Genomic DNA, 21250 nt, shown 5'->3' on the forward strand with positions numbered 1-21250 from the left:
CCCCTCCCTCCACCACACCACCCCTGCCAAAAAGGGTGGTTCCCCCCTTCCCCCACCCGAAAAATACGCACAACCGCCTGTTCGGCGTCAGGGGGCGACGGCGGACTTGAGCCGGACGGCGGGGTCGGTGGCCCGGGCGAGGTCCAGGCGCAGCGGCTCGCCGCGGCTCATGAGGCGCCGCACGCCGCCGACGTCGCGCGGCGAGTCGACGAGGAGGACGGCGCGGACGGTCGCGACGCCGTCGGGCGCGCCCTCGACGGCCGGGTCCTGGGCCGGGTCCAGGTAGAGCGCCGCCCACGGGCCCTCGCCGGGCGTGCCGCGCAGCACCACGGGGGAGGCGTCGGGCCCGGCGGTGACCGGCAGGCCCAGCAGCGCCAGGTCGTGCCCGAGCTGCTGCGAGAAGACGTACGGCGCGTGGCCCCCGCCGGCCTGCTCGACGCCGAGCATCGCGCGCACGGTGGGGTCCGGGTCGTGCAGCGCCGCCGACCAGTGCCCGCCCGGCACCGTGCCGAACACGGGGTGCGCCCGCGACGCGACGTCGCCGACGGCCCAGACCCTGGGGTGGCCGGGGACACGGCCGTCGCCGTCCACGAGGAGCGCGCCGCGCGCGTCGAGCGGCAGCGTGCCCTCCAGCCAGCCCGACGCCGGCCGGGCGCCCACCGCGGTGAGCACCAGGTCGGCGGGCACGTGCTCGCCGTCGGCCAGGACCACCCCCGAGTCCTCGACCGCCGCCACCGCGGCGCCCGTGCGCAGGCGCACCCCGGCCTCCGCGTACCAGGCCGCGAGGCGTGACCCGACGTCGTGGCCGAGCTGGCGCGACAACGGGGCGGCGGCCGCCTCGAGCACCGTGACGTCCGCGCCGGCGCCTGCCGCGACCCCCGCGACCTCGGCGCCGATCCAGCCCGCGCCGACGATCACGAGGCGCAGCCCGTCCGGGCGGCGCAGCGCGGCCCGCAGGCGGTCGGCGTCGGCCGCCGTGTGCAGCAGCGACGACGCGGCGAACCCCGGCGGGACGAGCGGGACGGAGCCCACCGCGAGCACGACGGCGTCGGCCGCGACCTCGCTCCGCGCCGTCGTGACGACCACGCCGCCCGGCCCGGACGTGAGCGCGCGGGCGGGCTCGGCGAGGCGGACGTCGTCGGCCAGCGCGTCGACGTCGACGCCGAGGTCCGCGCTCAGCCACACCGGCTCGGGCCGCGTCAGGAGCTCCTTGGACAGGGGCGGCCGGTCGTACGGGGGCACGCCCTCGGCGCCCAGCAGCGTGATCCGCCCGTCGAAGCCGTGCGCGCGCAGCGCGGCGACGGTCTGGGCGCCGGCGAGGCCGGCCCCCACCACGACGACGGACCGGGGGAGGAGGGTGGAGGCGTCGGGGGTCGGCTCGGGCACGGTCCTCACGGTAACCCGCGGGCGTGGAGGTCCGGCGCCCGCCCCGGTCGGGCGGCGGTAGGCTCGGCTGCCGTGGATCCCCGTGCGCTGCCCGACCCTCCGCGCGACCCCGGAGGGGCCGAGCCCGCGCCCCGGTGGCACTCGGTCGAGGCGAAGGCCGACGCGCCGGCTCGGCACCTGCCCGGCCCGGAGCGCGCCATCGTCACCGTGCTCGCCGGCATCGTCCTCGCCGTCGTGCTCGGCGTGCTCGTCGGTGCCCGCGTCGGCACCGGCACCATCGCGCTGACCCTCGCCGTCGCAGGCACCTGGCGGGCCACGTCGTCCACCGGACCCGTCGGGCTCGTCGTACGGAGCCGGGGCTTCGACGTCTTCCTGTGCTGGGGCGGTGCCGTCGTCATCGGCGTGCTCGCCCTGACCGCGCCCGGCCTGGGCTGAGAGCCGCCCGTCAGCAGGCCGCGTCGGCGAGGCTCGTGGTGAGCGGCTCGGGGTGCCGTGGGTGCGTCCTCCGCGGACGCCACGAGGGCCGGCACCCCCTGCGGGGTACCGGCCCTCGTGCGCGGGTCGGGACGTCAGGCGCGCGGGGTGTCGCCCTTGCCCTCGGTGCCCTCGTCGCGGGGGGCGGGCTCGTCGACGTCCGCCCCGTCCCACTCGCCCTCGTTCTCGTCGACCTCCGACCGCGCCGGAAGGGCGCCGTCGTCGACGACGTCGTGCTGGCGGGGCTCGTCGTCGAGGTCGTCGCCGGCCGCGGAGCCGACCTCGACCTGCACGACCGCGGGGACCGGGGCGAACGCCCGGTAGAACAGGGCGGCGAGCGCCCCGCCCACGAGCGGGGCGACGACGAACACCCACAGCTGGCCCCAGGTCCAGCCGCCGCCGAAGACCGCCGAGGCGAACGAGCGGGCCGGGTTGAGCGAGGCGTTGGTGACCGGCCAGGCGACGACGAGCATCGCGCCGAGCGTCAGGCCGATGACCACCGGGGCGAACGTGACCGTCGAGCGCTTGCTCGTCACGCCGAGGATGACGCCGACGAAGACCGCGGTGACGACGACCTCGACGAGGATCGCGGCCCACATCGAGAACTCGGCCGGCGAGCCGCCGCTCTGGGCGGCGGACGCGGTCAGGGCCGCGAGGGGCGAGTGCGCGCCGAAGCCGTTCGCCGTGCCCTGGAAGACCGCGGCCTTGTCCGCCGCGCCGGTCAGCGCCGGGAACGAGTCGGGGATGATCGAGAACATGACGGCCGCCGCGGCCGTGCCGCCCACGAGCTGGGCGAGCCAGTACGGCGCGAGGTCGCGCCAGGCGGAGCGGCCCGCGAGCGTCAGACCGAAGGTGACGGCGGGGTTGAAGTGGCCGCCGGAGACGCCGCCGACAGCGGCGATGGCGCCCATGACGAGGATGCCGCCGGCGAGTGCCACCGGGAGGATCTGACCGTTGTTGACGGCGTTGAACGTCGCGGTGCCGACGATGCCGAGCACCAGCACGAACGTGCCGAAGGCCTCGGCGGCGAGCCGCGCGAACAGGCCGTGCTCCGGGTGGTCGGCCGCCGTCTCGACGTCGACCGAAGCCGTACCGCTCTCGGCGGCGATGTCCTGGGACATGAGGGTCCTTCTCTGCTCGGGAGACGGGCGTCTCGGTGTGCCCCTCGCGGTGGAGGGGCCGGTCGTGCGTGACCGGCCTCACGGCCGGCTGCGCGGGCATGCTTCCACCGTGGTCTGAACGGTTGCTGAGCGCGGGCCGACGGTGGCGCTCCTGGCACGTTACCGCGCGTCGTCCCAGGTCGCGCTCCGCCACGACGGTCGGCGCGCCGGACCCGAGCCCGCCCGGAGTGGCGGTCGACCCCGGCGCCCGGCTGCGACAGAGTAGGGGCATGACCACACCAGTGAACGTGACCGTCACCGGGGCGGCGGGCCAGATCGGGTACGCGCTGCTCTTCCGGATCGCGTCGGGCGCGATGCTCGGCCCCGACACCCCTGTGCGGCTGCGGCTGCTGGAGATCCCGCAGGCGGTGAAGGCCGCCGAGGGGACCGCGATGGAGCTCGACGACTGCGCCTTCCCGCTGCTCGACGGCATCGACATCCACGACGACCCGACGGCCGGCTTCGCGGGCACGAACGTCGCCCTCCTGGTGGGGGCCCGGCCGCGCGGCCCGGGCATGGAGCGGGCGGACCTGCTCGAGGCGAACGGCGGCATCTTCGGTCCGCAGGGCCGGGCCATCAACGCGGGCGCGGCCGACGACGTGCGCGTCCTGGTCGTGGGCAACCCGGCCAACACGAACGCGCTGATCGCGGCGTCGAACGCGCCGGACGTGCCGAAGGACCGCTTCACGGCGATGACGCGCCTCGACCACAACCGCGCGCTGTCCCAGCTCGCGAAGCGGGCGGACGTGCCGGTCTCGCAGGTGCGCCGCATGACGATCTGGGGCAACCACTCCGCGAGCCAGTACCCGGACGTGTTCCGGGCCGACGTCGCGGGCACGCCGGGCGCCCGCTACGCGGACGAGGACAAGCTCTGGCTCGTGGACGACTTCATCCCGACGGTGGCCAAGCGCGGCGCCGCGATCATCGACGCGCGCGGCGCGTCGTCGGCGGCGTCCGCCGCGAACGCGGCGATCGACCACGTCCACGACTGGGTGCGGGGCACGCCCGAGGGCGACTGGACCAGCGCGGGCCTGTGGTCGACCGGGCAGTACGGCGTGCCCGAGGGCCTCGTCTCGTCCTTCCCGGTGACGTCGTCGGGCGGGGCGTGGGAGGTCGTCGAGGGACTCGAGATCGACGACTTCTCGCGCGAGCGCATCGCGGCGAGCGTGCAGGAGCTCTCCGAGGAGCGGGACGCCGTGCGTGCGCTGGGCCTGATCTGACGAAAAATCTGCGGCGGAGCGTCGGGGGCGCCGCATAGGCTTCTCGGGCCATGATCGACGCCCCTGCCGCGCGCGCGGACCACGCCACGTCCACCTCGACCACGACGACCGACCCGGCCCGCCGCCTCGACTGGCGGCGGCTGCGCGGACCGGTGGCCGCGGTCGCGCTGGTCGCGCTCACCCTCGGAGCGGTGGGCGCGGCGCTCGGCACCGTCGTCGCGGGGCGCCTCGCGGAGGACCCGACGGGCGCGCTGCTGTCGCTGCTCGCGCTGTGCGTGGTCGGCGCCGCCCTGTTCGACGCGGCCGGGCAGGTCGTGTGGGCGGGCGTCGTCGACCGCGCCGAGGGGCGGCTGCGCGGCGACCTGCTCACGGCGGCGCTGCACCAGCCGCTCGCCACGCTCACCGAGCAGGCGGTGGGCGAGGTGCTCGACCGCGTCGACGACGACACGCACGCCGTCGGCACGCTCGTGCGCCGCCAGCTCTGGGGCGCGGGGCGCACGGTCGTCGGCGTCGTGCCGATGTACGTGGTCGCGGGCCTCACCTGGTGGCCCGCGTGGGCGCTCTTCCCCCTGCTGGGTGCGCTCGCGGGCGTCCTCGTGCGGCCGATGCTGGGGGAGATCGCCCGCCGCAAGGTGATCGAGGAAGCGGCCTGGACCGACCACGCCGCCGCGTTCGAGGAGTCGGTCGCCGCCCGCGACGACCTGCGCACCAGCCTCGGCCAGCCGTTCGCGGTCCGCCGCCTGGCGCAGCGCTCGGCGGACGTGCACCGCAAGTTCCGCGACGTGGTGGTCGTCGAGTCGACGATGCTGCGCCGGGCCGGCCTGGTGCTCGCCGCGCTGCTCGCCGGCGTCGCCGTGGCCGGTGCCGCGCTGGCGTCGGGCGGCACCCTGGAGGTCAAGGACCTCGTGACGTTGTTCCTGGTCACCTCGATGTTCGTAGGGCAGGTGGACAACCTCATCCACCACCTGCCGGACATCCAGGAGGGGCTGGGTGCGATCACGCGCATCAGGCAGATGTTGTCCGTGGAGCCGGAGCCGACCGGCGGTCGTGACCTGCCCGAGGGGCCGGTGGGCATCGAGCTGCGCGACCTGCACTTCTCGTACGCCGAGGGCACCTTCGCGCTGCAGGGCGTGAACCTGCGCGTCCCGGCGGGGCAGACCGTGGCGCTCGTCGGGCGCACCGGATCGGGGAAGTCGACGCTCGCGTCGCTGCTGTCCCGCGCCGTCGAGCCGGAGCCAGGCACGGTGTTCCTCGGCGGCGTCGACGTGCGCGACCTCGACCTGCAGAAGCTGCGCGCCGCCGTCGGCGTCGTCACGCAGCGCACCGAGATCCTCGCCGGCACGCTCGCCGAGAACATCGCGCTGTTCGCCGACGTCCCGCGCGAGGACGTCGAGGCGGCCGTGCGCGAGCTGCGCCTGGACGCCTGGGTCGCCGGCCTGCCCGACGGCCTGGACACCCTGCTCGGCCCGGGCGGCACCTCGCTGTCCGCGGGGGAGGAGCAGCTCGTCGCGTTCGCGCGCCTGCTCGTGCGCGACGTCCAGGTGGTCGTGCTCGACGAGGCCACGGCGCGCATGGACCCGCTCACCGAGGCGCGCGTGGTCGCGGCGTCCGAGCGGCTGCTCGCCGGCCGCACGGGCGTGCTCGTCGCGCACCGGCTCACGACCATCGAGCGGGCCGACCTGCTCGCCGCGCTCGACCACGGCCGCATCGTCCAGCAGGGGCCCCGGGGCAGGCTCGCCCGCGAGGACGGCCCGTACCGCGACCTGCTCGTGGCGAGCGACGCCGCGGACGCGCCCGTCGCGAGCGCCGGTGCCGCCGAGGAGGTCGCGTCGGCCCTCACCGGGCACGAGGCGGCGCCGGCGAGTACCGCCGTGGCGGCCGCGCAGGCGACGTCGCACGTGGGCGGCAGGCGACGCCGCGGCGCGGCGCCCGAGCTCGCCGACCCGGGGGAGGGCCCGAGCCTGGCGCGGGGCGTGCTGCACGCGCTGTTCGTGCGGCCCGCGTGGGGCGTGGTCGGCGCGGCGCTCTTCCTCGTGGCGAGCCTCGTCTCCGCGCAGGGCGCCCTCACCGGGTTCCTCTGGGGGCGGGCGGTCGAGGGCCTCGACGCGGGCTTCCCCACCGCGCTCATGGTCGCGTTCGTCGTGCTCCTCGTCGTCGCGCCGCTGGCGCTGGCGTGGGCGCTGTACGTCTACCCGCGGTGGTGGGTGGAGGTGCTGCTCCGGGTGCGCATGTCGGTGATGTCGGGCCAGACGCGCCAGGAGCGCCTGCGCGCCACCCCGCCCGGCGAGGTCGTGGCACGGGCCATGGACTCCGACCGCTTCGTGCGCTACGCCGACCGCTGGGTCGACTTCGTCAACGGCCTGGTCATCGCCGGCGTGACGGCGCTGCTGAGCGGGTCGTGGCTGGCCGGTGGCGTGCTGCTGGCCGTCATGGTGGTCTCCGCGGCCGCGTCGGCGGTCGGCCGGCCGATCGCGGGCCGCTCGGCCACCCGGTCGTCGGCCGCGCGCGCCCGGTTCGGTCGCGCCCTCGTCTCGGCGCTCGACTCCGCTCGCACGGTGAAGCTCGCGGCGCGCACGCCCGAGGTGCACGGCCACCTGCGGCAGGTCGACGCCGGCCGCGTGCGGGCCGCGATCTTCGAGCACCGGATCCAGGCGGCCCTCGACGGCGTGCCGATGATCATGGTGCAGCTCGGTGTCGTCGCCGCCTGGGCGGGCCTGCTCACCGGCACGTGGGGGCTGGCGACCGCGCTGCTCGTCGCGAACGCCGTGAACGGGTTCGGCTGGTTCGGCGTCGTGGCGGGGGCCGTCGTGACGGAGGCGCCGGGCACCCGGTCGTGGCAGCGGGCCACCGGCCGGTTCGCCGCCGGAGCCGACCTCATGGACCTGCCCGCGGGCGTCGACCTGCTCACGGGCGACGCGCCGCGGCCGTCCGCCGGCCCGCGCGAGGCCCTGGAGCGGCTGCGCCTCGAGGGCGTCACCGCCGTGCACGACGACGGCACCATCGGCGTGTCGGGGGTGGACCTGGAGGTGCGGCGCGGCGAGCTCGTGCTGCTGCTCGGCCAGGTGGGGTCGGGCAAGTCGAGCCTGCTGTCCGCGCTCAGCGGCCTCATGGAGCACACCGGCAGCATCCGGTGGAACGAGCGGGAGGTCGCGGACGCCCAGGCGTTCCTGCGCCCGGGGCAGGTGGCGCACGTCGCGCAGGTGCCCCGCGTGCTGTCGGGGACGTTCAGCGAGAACGTGCGCCTGGACCACGAGCGCGACGTCGACGGCCCGGTCGCGGCCGCGCGCCTCGGGCAGGACGTCGACGAGGCGGGCGGGCCGGACGCGCTCGTCGGGCACCGCGGGGTCCGGCTGTCCGGCGGCCAGGTGCAGCGGCTCGCGCTCGCCCGCGCCCTGGCGACGGACGCCGAGCTGCTGCTGGCCGACGACGTGTCCAGCGCCCTGGACGCCACCACGGAGATCGAGCTGTGGGCGTCGCTGCGCGAGCGCGGCACCACCGTCGTCGGCGCGACCTCGAAGCGCGCGGCGCTGTCCCGCGCCGACCGTGTGGTCGTGCTCGCCGACGGCGAGATCGCCGAGATCGGCCCGTGGCACGAGCTCGCCCCGCGCTGGGGGCACCTGGCGGGCTGACCTGCCAGGTGCCGGGCCGGTCGTCGGCTCAGCCGGCGGCGGGCCCGGCCGCGGCGCCGAGCACGCGGGCCGCGGCGACGTCGGCGCCGGCCAGCAGCGGGGACGGCACGCCGGGGCTGGCGCCGATCGCCGACCCCCGCTGGACGGCCTCGGCGGGGATGCCGAGCACGACCACCCGGTCGTCGGCGTCCCCTGCGGCGTCGACGAGGGCGAAGCCGTCCCGGGTCACGTCGAGGCTGTCCGAGGCGACGGCGCCGCCCGCCCCGGTGGGGAGCGGGTGCGCCCGGGCGCGGCCCGTGTCGAGGAGCGCGCGCAGCAGGGGGTCGTCCGTGGGCCCGACCGCCCCGCGGGACATCCGGGTCTCGACGAACGCCCGCGCGCGCACGGGCCCCCGCACGTCGCTGCGCGCCACGAACGCCCCGTCCTCCACCGTCACGCGGGTGCCCTCGCCGAGCAGCTCGACCACGCCCGCGCGCACGAGCGCGAGCAGCTGGGCGGCGCGCCGCGGCGGCGGGCCGGACGCGAGGGCGAGCCCGAGGGGGACCAGCATCCCCTCGCCGGTCGACTGGAGCGACGCGCCGTCGACGACCCCGGCGCGGGTGAGGCGCGCGACCTCGCCGCGGAGGGTCTCCATGGCCTGGTTCACGCGGGCGCGCGGGGACGTCGCCGGCGAGGCCACGGACTCCTGCTCGTCGTCGACCCAGCGCGCGACCCACGCGGGCCAGGCCACGGCGCCGACGCGCGGCGGCCGGTCGGCCCGGGCGGGGTCGAAGGCGTCGGCGGGGTCGCGCACGAGGTCGGCGCACAGGGCCGCCGGGTCGTCCGCCGCCGCGACCAGGACGACGAGGTCGTCGGCCGCGACGGGGGAGCGCAGGGCCGACGGGCGGTGCTCGGCCAGCGCCGTGAGGTGCGCCAGCACGAGCTCGCGGGCCAGCAGCGGCCAGACGTCCCGCGCCAGGTCGAGCACCGGGCGCCCGCCCGCCCGGTCCCGCAGGGCGTCGAAGCGCTCGCGGGTCGCGTACCGCGCCGCGTACGGGGCGGGGATCCCGTCGGCCAGCGCGCCCTTCCCGCGGTAGGGCAGGCCACGGCGCGAGCCGGCCAGCAGGTGCGGCTCGGCCCCGCTCGGCACGTAGCGCAGGGCGTCGCCGGCGTGCGGGCCGTCGGCGCCGCCGTCGTCGCACGACCGCCCCGCGGCGTCCACGGGCGAGCCCGTGCGGGCGTCGACGAACCGGCCGCCGCGACCCACCGTGAGGAGCGCGAGCACGTCGAAGAAGTTCGCGCCGAGGCCCACCACGAGGACGTCCTCGCCGGCGGGCACGGCGGCCCAGTCGCGCTCCGCGGGCATGCCGGGCTCCACGTAGACGAGGCCGTGCCGTCGCGCGGCGTCCCGGTGCTCGCGGGTCTGCGGGGAGCGGACCGCCTGCACCATGCCCTGCGCCAGGACGACGACGGGGGCCGCGAGCACCGCGGGCCCGGCGGCGCCGGGGCTGTCGGGGCCGGCGTCGTCGCCCGGGGCCGGTGCGAGGACCACGTGCCGCACGCCGGGCTCGGGCGAGCGCACGTCCACGACCTCGCCGTGCACCGGCACGACCTCGACGGCGCCCCGCCGTGCGGCCTCCGCGAGCTGGTCGCGGTAGTACGCGCCCTGGAGCCGGCGGCTGGGGTACGAGCCGGGGCCGAGGGCCCGTGCCTCCGGGCGTGCCCACGCGTCGCACGGCGCGCCGTGGGCCCACGCCACCAGGTCCGGTCCCGGCACGACGGGGCCGGTCATCGGCGTCGTGGCGTCGGCGTGCGCGGTGGTCCGCGCGGCCCAGGTGTTGTTGAGCAGCAGCGGCGACTGGTCGGTGCGCCAGGTCGCCCCGGCACCTACCTCCACGCGGTCGACGACGGCGACCCGCAGCGGGGGCAGCGCGGGGTCCGCGGGGGCTCCCCAGGGCGCGTCGGGCCGGCGCCGCGCGGCGAGGCGCGCGACGACGGCGACGGCGCGCGGGCCGCCGCCCACCACGACGGCGTCGAACGGCGTGGGGCGGCCGTCCGCCTGCGCGGGCGCGGTCACGCGGGCTCGGTCACCGCGGCGACGGCCGCGGCGAAGGACCGCCCGGCGGCGTCGATCGCCGCATCGTCGGCGTCGACGCCCGGGAAGCGCGGCGGCAGGCCGGCGAGCACGCCCCGCAGGATCTCCCGGCGGCGGGCGGCGCGGGTCGTCGTCGGCAGCGTGCGCAGGTGCACGTCGAGCCGGTCGGCCAGCCCGGGCGGGAAGACCCGCTCCCAGCGCTCCCGCTCCGGCCCCAGCCCGTGCCGGGACGCGCCGGCCGCGCTCGCCCCCACGGTGGCCCGGCGGCCGCGCTCCGCGGCCGTGGCGCCCTCGTCGAGCGCGCCGTCGCGCAGCACGACCCCGTAGGCGTCCAGCGCGTGCGCCGGCGTGACGAGCCCGGCGTCGACGTCGGCGAGCACGGCGCGCGGGTCGCGCTCGAGGGGGTCGCCGTAGCCGCCCGCGCCGGACGTGCGCAGCACCACGCGGTCGCCCGCGCGCAGCGGGTGGACGTCCACGACCGACAGGCGCTGCTCGTCCGCGCGCCCCTCGTTGACCACGAGCTCGGTGAGGGCGCCCGGCAGGCCGCCGGCGAAGCCCCACGGCCGGAACCGCAGCCGCTCGAGCCCACGGGCCAGGAGGCCCCCGTCGGTGAGGGCCTCGAACTCGAGCTCGAGCCCGCTGCCGCCGCGCCACCGCCCGGCGCCGCCCGAGTCGGGGCGCAGGGCGTAGCGCCGCACGCGCACGGCGACGTTCGCCTCGACCGTCTCGACGGGGTTGTTGGACAGGTTGGAGATGCCGGAGTCGCGGCCGTCCGCGCCGTCGGCCCCGTGCCGGGCGCCGGTGCCGCCCACCATCGGCTCCACGACGTCCACGCGCGACCCGTCGGCCGCGGCGAAGACCACCGGCACGACGAGGCCGCTCGACGCCGCGGGCAGCACCTCGGGCGCCGCCTGGACGAGGGCGCCGGAGACGACGTCGTTGACCCGCGAGGTCGTGGCGTGCCGCACGCCCGTCGCGGCGGTGCCGGTGGCGTGGAGCAGCGTGCCCTCGGGGGCCGTGAAGCCGATGACGTCCATGAGCCCGCCGTTGAGCGGCACCGCCGGGTCGAGCGTGCCGATCAGGGCGAACAGCCGCGTCACGACCCACGAGTGCGCGCGCCCGAACGTCACCATGTTCAGGGCTGCCTCGACCTGCGGGTCGGTGCCCGTGAGGTCGAGGTGCACGGTGCCGTCGTCGACGGTCGCCGTGACGACGACGCGCAGCGGGACGTCGCTCACGCCGTCGTTGTCGAGGAAGTCCTCGAAGCGGTACGTGCCGTCGGCCAGCGAGCGCAGCGCGGCGCGGGCGCGGGCGGCGCTCTGCTCGCGGGCGAACGCGCCGACGTCCGCGAGACCGGCGGGCCCGAGGTCGGCCGTGAGCTCGGCGACGCGCCGCCGGCCCGTGTCGAGGGCGGCGAGCATCGCGTGCAGGTCGCCGCGGTTGGCGTCGGGGGTGCGGGAGTTCGCCGCGAGGATCGCCTCGACCTCCGGCACCACCTCGCCGCCGCGCACGTACCGCACGGGCGGCACGCGCAGCCCCTCGGCGAAGACGGAGTCGTTGACGACGCTCACCGAGGACGGCACGCGACCGCCCACGTCGGAGACGTGCACGAACGCCCAGCCGTAGCCCACCAGCTCGTCGCCGTCGAAGAACGGCGCGACGGCGTGCACGTCGGGCAGGTGCGTGGACAGCCCGCCCGACAGGTACGGGTCGTTGGTCAGGACGACGTCGCCGGGGCCGAGCGGCCCGTGCGCGGTCGCGGCCTCGATCGTCGGCGTGAGGTCGAGCCCCACGAAACCGGAGACGCCCACGTCCTGCGGGTAGGCGACGAACCGGCCCGACAGGTCGGCCACCGCGCAGGCGAAGTCCGCCGCGTCGCGCACGTACAGGCTGCGGCTCGCCCGCCGCAGCGTGAGGCACATCTCCTCGACGGCGGCCTGGAGCCGGGTCTGCGCGACGTCCTTCTCGACGGTCGTGAGCCCGGTGCCGAGCCCGCTCGTGGGTCCTGTCGTCGGGGTGTGCGTCGGCACGGTCAGTCCTCCTGCTCGGAGCGGTCCCGCACGAGGTGCAGGTTCCCGCCGTCGTCGGTCGTCGCCGTCCAGCCCGCGGGGACCAGCACGGTCGTGTCCGCCTTCTCGACCACCGCGGGGCCGGCGACGGACGCCTCGCCGCCGTCGGCGGCGAGGGCCCACACGCCCGCGGGGCGGGGCACCGCGTCGTACCGGACGTCGCGGGCGCCGGTCTTGACGAAACCGGAGCCGCCCCGGCCGGTCCGCACCTCGCCCGGGTGCACGGTGACGCTCGCCCGGACCGTCTCGGCGCGCACGGTCGCGGCGGCGTCGACGAAGCCGTGCACCCGCTCGTGCTGCTCGGCGAACCGCCGCAGGCCGACGTCGGCGGCGAGCCGCAGGGGAGCGGTCGCGGCGTCGGTCGTGGACCGCGCGGCGAGCTCGACCTCGAGCGTCGTCGGCTGGCCGGCGTAGCGCAGGTCCGCGCTCAGGGTCACGGTGCCGACGGCGTCGACGTCCTGCGTGCGCAGCCAGCCGAGGACCTCGGCCTCGAGCTCCGCGCACGCCGCGGTGAGGTCGTCGAGGGTGGCCTCGGCGACGACGGTGCGCACGGTGCGGGCCACGTCGCGGCGGACCGGCGCGATGGCGGCGCCGAGCGCGCAGAACGTGCCCGCGGCGGCCGGGACCAGCACGCGCGAGACGCCGACCTCGTCGGCGAGCAGCGCGGCGTGGGTGCCGCCCGCGCCGCCGAACGCGACGAAGGTGTAGCGCTCCGGGACCTCGCCGTGCGCGGCGAGCACGGTGCGCAGCCGCGCCGCCATGCCCGCGGACGCGACGCGGAACGCGGCGTCGGCCGCCCCGTCGGCCCGCGCGTCCGGCGTGCCGACGTCCGTGCCGTCGTCCGTGCCGTCGTGCTCGGCCACGCGCGCCAGCGCCGCCGTGGCGAGGTCGCCGCGCAGCGGGAAGGTGCCGCCCAGGAACGTCGCCGGGTCGATGATCCCGGCGTGCACGTACGCGTCGGTGAGCGCGGGCTCGGTGCCCCCCGCGTCGTACGCCGCCGGGCCGGGGACGGCGCCCACGCTCGTCGGGCCGACGCGCAGGACGGACCGGGACCCGGAGCGGTCGTCCCAGATCACGGAGCCGCCGCCGGCGCCGATGGCCGAGACCTCGACCACGGGCGTCATGAGCGGGTGCGGGCCCACGGTGGCGGTCGTCGTGAGGACGGGCCGCCCGCCGCGCAGCACGCCGATGTCGCTGCTGGTGCCGCCCATGTCGAGCGTCACCATGTCGGTGCCGGGCCACGCGGTGGCGGCGGCGGACACGCCGCCGGCCGGGCCGGACAGCACGGTCTGCACGGGCCGCCGGATCGCGGAGTCGATGGACACGGACCCACCGTTGGAGGTGGTGATGTACACGCGGGCGTCGACGCGCAGCCGCGCCAGGCGCTCGCGCAGGGCGGTGAAGTAGCCCGTCATGAGCGGCGTGATCTGGGCGTCGAGCAGGGCGAGGGTGGTGCGCTCGTACTCGCCGGCCTCCGGCCACACGGCGGCGGCCGACGTCACGGGCACGTCGAGGGCCCGCGCGAGCCGGTCCGCGAGCTCCTGCTCCGCCTCGCGGGCCGCATAACCGCCGAGGAGGCTCACGGCGACCACCTCGGGCGTCAGCGCGCGGAGCCGGGCCACGAGGCGGTCGAGCTCCGCGGGATCGACGCCGGCGCCCACCGCGTCGCCGTCGGACGCGAAGCGGTGGTCGGTCTCCAGCACGTGCTCGCGCGGCACGATCGGCGCGGCGGGCGTCGCGTGCAGGTCGAACGACCGCGGCATGCGGGCGCGGGCGATCTGCAGCACGTCCCGGTGGCCGCGGCTGGTCACCAGGGCGGCGCGGGCGACCCGGCCCTGCAGGATCGCGTTGAGCCCGATGGTCGTGCCGTGCGCGACGGACGCGACGTCCGCGACGTCGATCCCCCGCTCCAGGAGCTGGGCGAGCCCGGTCTCGACCCCCTCCGACGGGTCGTGGGGCGTGCTCGGCACCTTGTGCGTGATCGCGTCGGCGAGCGACCAGGAGGAGCCGTCGCCGGGGACGGCGACCAGGTCGGTGAAGGTGCCGCCGACGTCGATGCCGATGCGCCACCGGCGGGGGGCTGCGGGTGCTGCCATGGTCTACAGGAACCTCGAGACGTGGACGGTGCGGTCGAGCACGGCGATGGTCACCACGCTCACGAGCAGCAGCAGCGTCGAGACGGCGGCGACCGTCGGCTCGAGCTGGACCTGCACCGCGGAGTAGATGCGGACGGGGACGGTGGCCTCGCCGGCGCCCGCGACGAGCACGGACACCGCGACCTCGCCGAGCGAGATGACCGCGCCGAGGAACGCCCCGGCCACGATGCCCGGCCGCAGGAGCGGGACGGTGACCGTGAGGAAGGTGCGCAGCGGCGACGCGCCGAGGGAGCGCGCGGCGCGCGGCAGCGCGGGGTCGAGCGCCGCGGCGCTCACCGCCACGACGCGCACGCAGAACGGGAACGTCACGACGAGGTGCGCCAGCCACAGGCCGGTGGCCGAGCCCACCGTCCCGGTGCGCTGGAGCTGGTAGAGCAGCGCGAGCCCGACCATCACGCCGGGCACCGCCATCGGCGACAGGAACAGCAGGCCGAGAGCGCGCCGTCCGGGGAACGTGCCGGCCCCGACGGCGTAACCGCCGAGGGTGCCGAGGACCACCACCACCGGCACGACCAGGAGCACCAGGGTCAGCGAGTAGCCGAGCGAGTCGAGCCACTGCGGTGAGCCGAACACCTCGCCGTACCAGCGCAGCGAGAACCCGGACGGCGGGAACCGGAAGTTGTTCTCGGCGTTGAACGAGCTCAGCGCCACGACGGCGAGCGGGAGCAGCAGGAACGCGCAGACGAGGACGACGGGCACGAGGCTCAGCGCGCGGCGGGCGCGGGCGCCGCGGCCGGCGGCGCGGGGGAGGCGACGGTCAGCCACGACGACCCCTCTCGGCGAGGCGGCCGAGGAGGCCGGCGAGCCCGCAGACGACGAGCGTCACCGCGAGCAGCACGAAGCTGAGCGCGGCGGCGCGGGGCTGGTCGAACGCCACCATCGCCTCCGTCTGGATGCGCAGGCCGGCGAGCGACTGGTTCGCCCCGCCCACCATGAGCGGCGTGACGTACACGCCCATGCTCAGCGAGAACACGATGACGGTGGCCGCCACGACGCCCGGCGTGGCCAGCGGCAGCACGACGGACCGGAACGTGCGCAGCCCCGACGCGCCGAGGTCGGCGGACGCCTGCAGCAGGCGGGGGTCGATCGCGCCGAGCGAGGCGGACAGCGCGAGCACGGCGAACGGCAGCAGCACGTGCACGACGGCGAGGAACACCGTCCACGGCGACCGCAGCAGCGGCAGCGACTCGTCGATCAGGCCGAGCGACTGGAGCAGCACGTTCACCGGCCCCTCGCCGGCCATGACGACCCGCCAGCCGAAGGACCGCACGACCTCGCTCGTGAGCAGCGGGGAGAGGGTGACGACGAAGACGAGGCTCTTGCCGACGGGCGACGTCGAGCGCGCGAGGTACCAGGCGACGGGGAACGCCAGGATCAGGCAGGCGGCGCACACCCGGACCGCGAGCCACAGGCTCTCCACGACCGAGCCCCACAGGTAGGGCGTGGAGAAGACCTCGGCGTACTGCGCGCCGGTGACGCCGGGCAGCACGTTGTTCATCGCGTCCGTCGGGCGCAGGCTCAGCACGAGCAGGCCGGCGAGCGGCACCAGGAAGGCGACCACCACGAACAGGGTGGGCACGATCGCGGCGACGTGGCCGCGCAGGTCGCGCGGGCGGCGGGTACGGCGGGTCCCGGCCGCGCGGGGCGGCGCGGCCGACGCGGCGGGGGCGGGGGCGGCGAGCGTCACGTCAGGCCGCCCCGAGCGGCAGCAGGGCGTCGTCCGACCAGGTGACCCCCACGGCCTCGTCCTCGGCGAACCGCCGCGACGCGCCCGCGGGGCTGGCGAGCAGGTCGGTGCCGTCCGCGGTGCGCAGGCGGTACTCGTACCGCTCGCCGGCGAACCCGACCGACAGCACGGTGGCCGGCGCGGCGTCGCCGCCCGGCTCCACGAGCCGCACGTGCTCGGGGCGCAGCGCGACCGTGGCGCCGGCGTCGTCCGGCGCCGGCCGGCCGAGCACCGTGCGGCCGCCGTCGGCGTCGCGCACCGCCAGCAGGTTGGCGGCCCCCACGAAGTCCGCCGCGAAGCGGGTGCGCGGGGCGCGGTACAGCTCCTCCGGGGTGCCGAGCTGCTCGAGACCGCCGTGCGCGAGCAGCGCGACGCGGTCGGACAGCGCGAGCGCCTCCGCCTGGTCGTGCGTGACGAAGACGGTCGTCGTGCCCACCTCGCGCTGCAGCTCGCGCAGCTCGTGCCGCATCTGGCGGCGCAGCTTGGCGTCGAGGTTCGACAGCGGCTCGTCGAGCAGGAGCACCCGCGGCCGCGTGACCAGCGCCCGCGCGATCGCCACGCGCTGCTGCTGCCCGCCCGAGAGCTGCTGCGGGTAGCGGCCCGCGAACTCCTCGAGGTCGACGAGCCGCAGCGCGTCGGCGACGCGGGCGGCCCGCTCGTCGCGCGGCACGCGCCGCGTGCGCAGCCCGTACTCGAGGTTGCGCCGCACCGTCATGTGCGGGAACAGGGCGTAGCTCTGGAACACCAGCCCCGTCTCGCGGCGGTTCGGGGCGACGTGCGTGACGTCGTCCCCGTCGATCGCGACCGTCCCGGTGGTCGGCGCGACGAACCCGGCGAGCACGCCGAGCAGGGTCGACTTGCCGCAGCCCGACGGGCCGAGGACGGACACGAACTCGCCCGCCTCGATCGTCAGCTCGTCCAGCTCGAGCACCGGCGGGCCGCCGTAGCCGACGCTGAGCCCGCGGATCTCCACCCGTCCCTGCGTCGTCGTCGTGGACGCCGGGGTCGTCGTCGCCGTCATCAGCCGAAGATCTCCTGCCAGCGCGCCTGCAGGTCGGGCAGCTGCGGGGTGATCGCCTCGTAGTCGACCCACACGAAGTCGTCGTAGGCGCCGGGCCCGCTGGTGATCTGCTCGTCGAACTGCTCGGTGTACGTGTTCTCGTCGTTGGACGCGGCGTACCAGGTGCCCTCGGAGAACACGGGCTGGTAGTCGCTCGAGGCCACGTAGTCGAGGAACGTGTACGCGAGCTCCTCCTCCTCGGTGCCCTCCGTGACGAAGAGCGACGTCAGCGCGCCGACGGAGCCGGACTCGGGGTAGGCGAAGCCGATCGGCTCGCCCGCGTTCTGCTGGACGAACGCCCGGCCGTCCCAGTGCGCGGCGATCCACGCGTCGCCGTTCGCGAGCGCGGTCTCGACGCTCGTGCCGTCGGCGGGGAACGCCGACGCGCAGTCCTTGAGCGTCTGCAGCTGCTCGAACGCGGCGTCGACGTCGGCCGGGTCGGTGATGGACCCGCCCGCCTCGTTGATTAGGCCCGCGACGAACTCGATGCCCGTGTTGAACGTCAGCGGCGAGACGGCGACGTGGCCGCAGTACTTCGGGTCGAGCAGGTCGGACCAGTCGGTGGGCGCCTCGTCGACCTTGTCGGTGCGGTAGGCGATGCCGGTGGAGCCGACCGTCAGGGGGACGCCGTACTGCGTGCCGTCGACGTCGCTCTGCTCGGCGAGCACGGTGTTGAGCTGGTCGAACTCGGCGATGCGGTCCGTGTCCAGCGGGGCGACGACCCCGGCCGAGACGGCGCTCGGGACGACGTTGGGCGTGAACGCGACGACGTCGTAGGCGGGGGTGCCGCCCTTCGACGAGCGCAGCGCCGTGAGCCAGTCCGCGGGCCCGCCGGGCACCAGCTCGACGGTCGCGCCGGTCTCCTCCTCGAACGGGTCGACGAACGCCTGGGTGAAGGACTCGCCCCAGGAGCCGGCGTAGACGGCGACCTTGAGGGTGCGGCCCGACAGGTCGCCCGACGCGGCGTCGCCCCCGCCGTCGCCGGACGAGCACGCGGCCAGCCCGCCGGTGAGCGCGAGCACGGTCGTCACGGCGAGCGTGCGGGTCAGGGGCCGGGCGGCCCGGCGCGTGGTGCGGTGGGTCATCGCAGTCTCGTTCCTTCGGGTGCGGCGCCGGCAGGGTCGCCGGCGTGGTGGGGCGGGAGGCGTCGGTCCCAGGCGTGGTGCCGTTCCAGGACGTGGCCGAGGCGCAGCAGCAGACCCTCCCCGCCCTGCGGGGCGAGGAGCTGGGTGCCGAGCGGGAGGCCGTCGTCGTCGAGGTGGGTGGGCAGGGTGAGCGCGGGGACGCCGATCATGCTGGGGACGGTGGTGAAGGCGAGCGTGCGCTCGTAGACGACCGCGTCGCGGGCCGGGGCGTGCCGCCGCAGCTCGTCCAGGACGACGCCGACGCGCGGCACGCGGGTCGCGGTGGTGGGCGTGACCACCACGTCGACGTCGCGGAACAGGTCCGCGGTGACCTCGCGGGCGAGCGCGCGGATCCGCACGGCAGCGCGGACGTAGTCGGCGGCGCCGAGGGCGTCCGCCTGCGCCATGACGCGGTGGATGTAGGGCTGCAGACGCTCGGGGCGGTCGAGCGGGACCTGCCGCAGCCACGCGGGGATGACGACGGAGGGGTAGAGCTCCATGAGCTCCGCGCCCTCGTCGGTCGCGCCCAGCCCGACGACGGTGTGGCCCGCGGCGCGCAGCACCGCCGCGGTGTCCTCGGCCGCGGCGACGCACGCGGCGTCCACCGCGATCCGCGCGTCCCACGAGCGCGTCAGCACCCCGACCCGGAGCGGCGCGGGCGCGCGCTCGAGGTCGGCGAGGTAGTCCGGGGCGGCGGTCGCGGTGCGCGTCCAGGCGAGCGGGTCGGGGGCGGCGAGGTGCCCGACGACGGCGGCGGTGTCGCGCACCGTGCGCGTGACGACCCCCTCGGTCGCGCCGCCCTCCCAGCCCTGCACGCGCTGGGGCAGCAGCCCGCGGCCGGGCTTGAGGCCGACGACGCCGCAGAACGCCGCGGGGATCCGCAGCGACCCGCCCCCGTCGCTCGCCAGGGCGGCAGGCACGATGCCGGCGGCGACGGCCGCGGCCGACCCGCCGCTCGACCCGCCGGGCGACCGGTCGAGGTCCCACGGGTTGTGGGTGGTGCCCGAGCGCGGGCTCTCGCACGACGTCGTCATGGCCAGCTCGGGGGTGGCCGCCCGACCGACCTGGACGAAGCCCGCGGCGAACGCGGCGGCGGGCAGCAGGTCGGTGGTCGTGGCCGGGGTCTCGTCGACGGCGAGGGAGCCGCGGGTCCAGGGCTGGCCGGCGACGGCGAACGTGTCCTTCACGGTGACCGGGACGCCGGCGAACGGGGGGAGCGGGGCGCCGGCGGCGCGCGCGCCGTCGACGGCATCGGCCGCCGCGAGGGTCGCGGCGTCGTCGCGCCACACGAGCGACCGCACGGCCGGGTCCACGGCGTCCGCGCGGGCGAGGGCGCGCTCGGCGACCGAGCGCGCGCTCTCCCGGCCGGAGCGGATCCGGTCGGCCGTGTCCATCACCGACATATGTGATGGAAGATTCGTGGTCACGGGGAGACGTTAAACCATGGCAGGGCGATCGACTCAAGCCCGGTGCCGTCAGCGTCCGCCAGATGAGACCAGCAGGGCGGGAGGGCGCCAGCGGTCGAGCGAGCCGTGCCCCACCTGATATATATCTGGATGAAATAGCGTCCCCGTCGCCGCGGGGTGCGCTGGCCACGACGGGCGAGGAGCGATGACGACCACAGGACCCGACGCCGGACCCGACGCCCCGGGCCTGCCCGCCGACCTCGTCGCCGAGGTGCGCGGGCTGTCCGGCCCCGCGCTGGCGGAGCGGCTGACCGACTGGATCGAGGAGGGCGTGCTCGCGCCCGGCACCCGGCTGCCCACGATCGAGGAGCTCGCCACCGCCGCGGGCCTCGGGCGGTCCACGGTGGCGGGCACCTGGTCCCTGCTCGTCGACCGCGGACTCGTGCGCACGCGGCGCCGGGGCGGCACGTTCGTCGTGGGCCCGGTCGCGGCCCCGGGGTGGCCGCGGGCCGGGCGGGCGCCGGAGTTCGCCGGCTGGTCGTCGGTGGACCTCGCCTCCGCGCACCCCACCACCGACCGCCTGCCCGACCTGCTCGAGGCGTTCGCGCACAGCCTGCGCGAGCCGCAGACGAACTCGCTGCGGCGGGAGGCGATCTCGCCCGCCCTGCTGGAGGCGGTGCGGGGGGACTGGCCGTTCGAGGCGGCCGAGTGGGTCACGGTGAGCGGCGCCGGCGAGGCCACGCTGCTCACCGCGGAGGCCGCCACACCCCCCGGCGGGGCGATCGCGGTCCAGGAGCCGGCCGTGTCCGGGACGATCGGCAACCTCCGGTCGGTCGGGTTCGACGTCCTGGGGGTCGCGTCCGACGCGTCCGGCCCGCTGCCCGACGCGCTGGAACGGGCGCTGGTCGCGGGGGCGCGCACGGTCGTCTACCAGCCCGGGGGCGAGTTCTCCCTCGCCGGCGGCGTGACCCCGCGGCGGCTCGCGGAGCTGGCCGACGTGATCCGCACCCACGCCCCCGACGCCTGGGTGCTGGAGGAGGACGTGCTCGGCCCGCTGGCCCCGGTGCGCCCGCTCAGCCTCGGCGAGCTGCTGCCCGGCCGCGTGGTCCGCGTGACCTCCTTCTGCCGGGCGTTCGGCCTCGACCTGCGGACCACGGTGGTGGGCGGGGCACGCGACGTCGTGCTCGGGGTCCGCCGCCTGCGCAGCCACGGCATCCTCGCGCAGAGCCGCATCCTGCAGAACGCGCTCGCGCACCTGCTGACCACCCCGAGCGTCGGGGAGCTGGTCGCGGACTCGGGCCGCTGGTACGCCGCGCGCGCCGCCGACCTGGCGGCCGCTCTGGGCCGTCACGACGTGCCGACCGCGGTGCCGCCGGGCGGCCTCGTCGTCTGGCTGCGCGCCGAGAACGAGGACGAGGCCCTCGCCGAGCTGGGCGCCCGCGGGATCGTCCTCACGCCGTCGTCGCGCACGTTCGTCGCCCCGCCCCGGCCCGCCTGGTTGCGCGTGGCCACGCCCCAGCTGCCGGCAGACCCCGAGCGGGTCGAGGAGCTGGCCGACGTGCTCGCGAGCGCCGCCCGGGGCGCGCTGCTCGCCGGCTGACCACGCCGGCGAGCACGGCCCGGCACCGCACAGCACGGCACGGGTGGGCCGGTCCGGCGACGACGCTGGTCGTGGGCTCGGAGACCCTCCGCGATGTCTTGCTGCAAGATTGCAGCAACGGTACAGTCGCGGCGGGTCGCGACCCGCGCGCCCGGACGACGAAGGA

At 76.9% G+C, this 21250-nt stretch carries 14 protein-coding genes; 4 read left to right on the forward strand and 10 right to left on the reverse strand.

Features of this window, described 5'->3' with window-relative positions:
* Nucleotides 1-87: 87 nt before the first annotated feature.
* Entirely contained in the window at nt 88-1386 is a 1299-nt protein-coding gene (locus ACFVS0_RS05065) for an NAD(P)/FAD-dependent oxidoreductase (protein WP_430587345.1), read from the reverse strand.
* Nucleotides 1387-1458: 72 nt separating this feature from the next.
* Between ACFVS0_RS05065 and ACFVS0_RS05070 the strand changes: the two genes are divergently transcribed.
* Nucleotides 1459-1821, forward strand: a complete 363-nt coding sequence (locus tag ACFVS0_RS05070) for a DUF3017 domain-containing protein (RefSeq protein WP_430564591.1) — start codon at nt 1459-1461, stop codon at nt 1819-1821.
* A 134-nt stretch (nt 1822-1955) separates the two neighbouring features.
* On the opposite strand, the gene ACFVS0_RS05075 is transcribed toward ACFVS0_RS05070, so the two are convergent.
* A complete protein-coding gene (locus ACFVS0_RS05075) occupies nt 1956-2981 on the reverse strand; it encodes an aquaporin (protein ID WP_430552540.1) in 1026 nt (341 codons plus the stop codon).
* Between the two features lie 269 nt (nt 2982-3250).
* Between ACFVS0_RS05075 and ACFVS0_RS05080 the strand changes: the two genes are divergently transcribed.
* Together ACFVS0_RS05080 and ACFVS0_RS05085 are read left to right on the forward strand one after the other, a co-directional pair.
* On the forward strand, nt 3251-4240 hold the full coding sequence (locus tag ACFVS0_RS05080) for a malate dehydrogenase (RefSeq protein ID WP_430587346.1): 990 nt from the start codon (nt 3251-3253) through the stop codon (nt 4238-4240).
* A 50-nt stretch (nt 4241-4290) separates the two neighbouring features.
* On the forward strand, nt 4291-7869 hold the full coding sequence (locus ACFVS0_RS05085; protein ID WP_430586691.1) for an ATP-binding cassette domain-containing protein: 3579 nt from the start codon (nt 4291-4293) through the stop codon (nt 7867-7869).
* Between the two features lie 28 nt (nt 7870-7897).
* Here the strand turns inward: ACFVS0_RS05085 and ACFVS0_RS05090 are convergent, their stop codons facing one another.
* From ACFVS0_RS05090 to ACFVS0_RS05125, 8 genes are read right to left on the reverse strand one after another with little or no spacing between them, the layout of a single operon-like run.
* Nucleotides 7898-9925 (reverse strand): FAD/NAD(P)-binding protein, encoded by a 2028-nt coding sequence (locus tag ACFVS0_RS05090; protein WP_430587347.1) that lies wholly within the window; start codon nt 9923-9925, stop codon nt 7898-7900.
* Entirely contained in the window at nt 9922-11973 is a 2052-nt protein-coding gene (locus tag ACFVS0_RS05095; RefSeq protein WP_430587348.1) for a hydantoinase B/oxoprolinase family protein, read from the reverse strand. The genes ACFVS0_RS05090 and ACFVS0_RS05095 overlap by 4 nt, the downstream gene beginning before the upstream one ends.
* A gap of 2 nt (nt 11974-11975) precedes the next feature.
* Nucleotides 11976-14108, reverse strand: a complete 2133-nt coding sequence (locus tag ACFVS0_RS05100) for a hydantoinase/oxoprolinase family protein (RefSeq protein ID WP_430587349.1) — start codon at nt 14106-14108, stop codon at nt 11976-11978.
* Nucleotides 14109-14111: 3 nt separating this feature from the next.
* Nucleotides 14112-14933, reverse strand: coding sequence for an ABC transporter permease (locus tag ACFVS0_RS05105; protein ID WP_430587350.1), 822 nt, complete (start codon nt 14931-14933; stop codon nt 14112-14114).
* Nucleotides 14926-15855, reverse strand: a complete 930-nt coding sequence (locus tag ACFVS0_RS05110; protein WP_430587351.1) for an ABC transporter permease — start codon at nt 15853-15855, stop codon at nt 14926-14928. Before ACFVS0_RS05110 ends, ACFVS0_RS05105 begins: the two co-directional genes overlap by 8 nt.
* Before the next feature lies 1 nt (nt 15856).
* The gene (locus ACFVS0_RS05115; protein WP_430552532.1) at nt 15857-16915 is read right to left on the reverse strand and encodes an ABC transporter ATP-binding protein; all 1059 of its coding nucleotides are present in this window, start codon (nt 16913-16915) and stop codon (nt 15857-15859) included.
* Nucleotides 16915-18039 carry a PotD/PotF family extracellular solute-binding protein gene (locus ACFVS0_RS05120; RefSeq protein WP_430552531.1) on the reverse strand — a complete coding sequence of 375 codons (1125 nt, stop codon included), beginning with the start codon at nt 18037-18039 and terminating at the stop codon, nt 16915-16917. The genes ACFVS0_RS05115 and ACFVS0_RS05120 overlap by 1 nt, the downstream gene beginning before the upstream one ends.
* The gene (locus ACFVS0_RS05125) at nt 18036-19505 is read right to left on the reverse strand and encodes an amidase (protein WP_430587352.1); all 1470 of its coding nucleotides are present in this window, start codon (nt 19503-19505) and stop codon (nt 18036-18038) included. Before ACFVS0_RS05125 ends, ACFVS0_RS05120 begins: the two co-directional genes overlap by 4 nt.
* A 184-nt stretch (nt 19506-19689) precedes the next feature.
* On the opposite strand from ACFVS0_RS05125, the gene ACFVS0_RS05130 reads away from it, so the two are divergent.
* Entirely contained in the window at nt 19690-21084 is a 1395-nt protein-coding gene (locus ACFVS0_RS05130) for an aminotransferase class I/II-fold pyridoxal phosphate-dependent enzyme (protein ID WP_430552529.1), read from the forward strand.
* The last annotated feature ends 166 nt before the right edge of the window (nt 21085-21250 follow it).

This window comes from Isoptericola sp. NPDC058082, assembly GCF_042885055.1.
Lineage (GTDB): Bacteria > Actinomycetota > Actinomycetes > Actinomycetales > Cellulomonadaceae > Isoptericola.

Bases quoted from the DNA above. Each gene is read 5' to 3' on its own strand.
- ACFVS0_RS05075 (WP_430552540.1), bottom strand. From the start codon at position 2,981: ATGTCCCAGGACATCGCCGCCGAGAGCGGTACGGCTTCGGTCGACGTC.
- ACFVS0_RS05080 (WP_430587346.1), top strand. From the start codon at position 3,251: ATGACCACACCAGTGAACGTGACCGTCACCGGGGCGGCGGGCCAGATC.
- ACFVS0_RS05085 (WP_430586691.1), top strand. From the start codon at position 4,291: ATGATCGACGCCCCTGCCGCGCGCGCGGACCACGCCACGTCCACCTCG.
- ACFVS0_RS05100 (WP_430587349.1), bottom strand. From the start codon at position 14,108: ATGGCAGCACCCGCAGCCCCCCGCCGGTGGCGCATCGGCATCGACGTC.
- ACFVS0_RS05115 (WP_430552532.1), bottom strand. From the start codon at position 16,915: ATGACGGCGACGACGACCCCGGCGTCCACGACGACGACGCAGGGACGG.
- ACFVS0_RS05120 (WP_430552531.1), bottom strand. From the start codon at position 18,039: ATGACCCACCGCACCACGCGCCGGGCCGCCCGGCCCCTGACCCGCACG.
- ACFVS0_RS05130 (WP_430552529.1), top strand. From the start codon at position 19,690: ATGACGACCACAGGACCCGACGCCGGACCCGACGCCCCGGGCCTGCCC.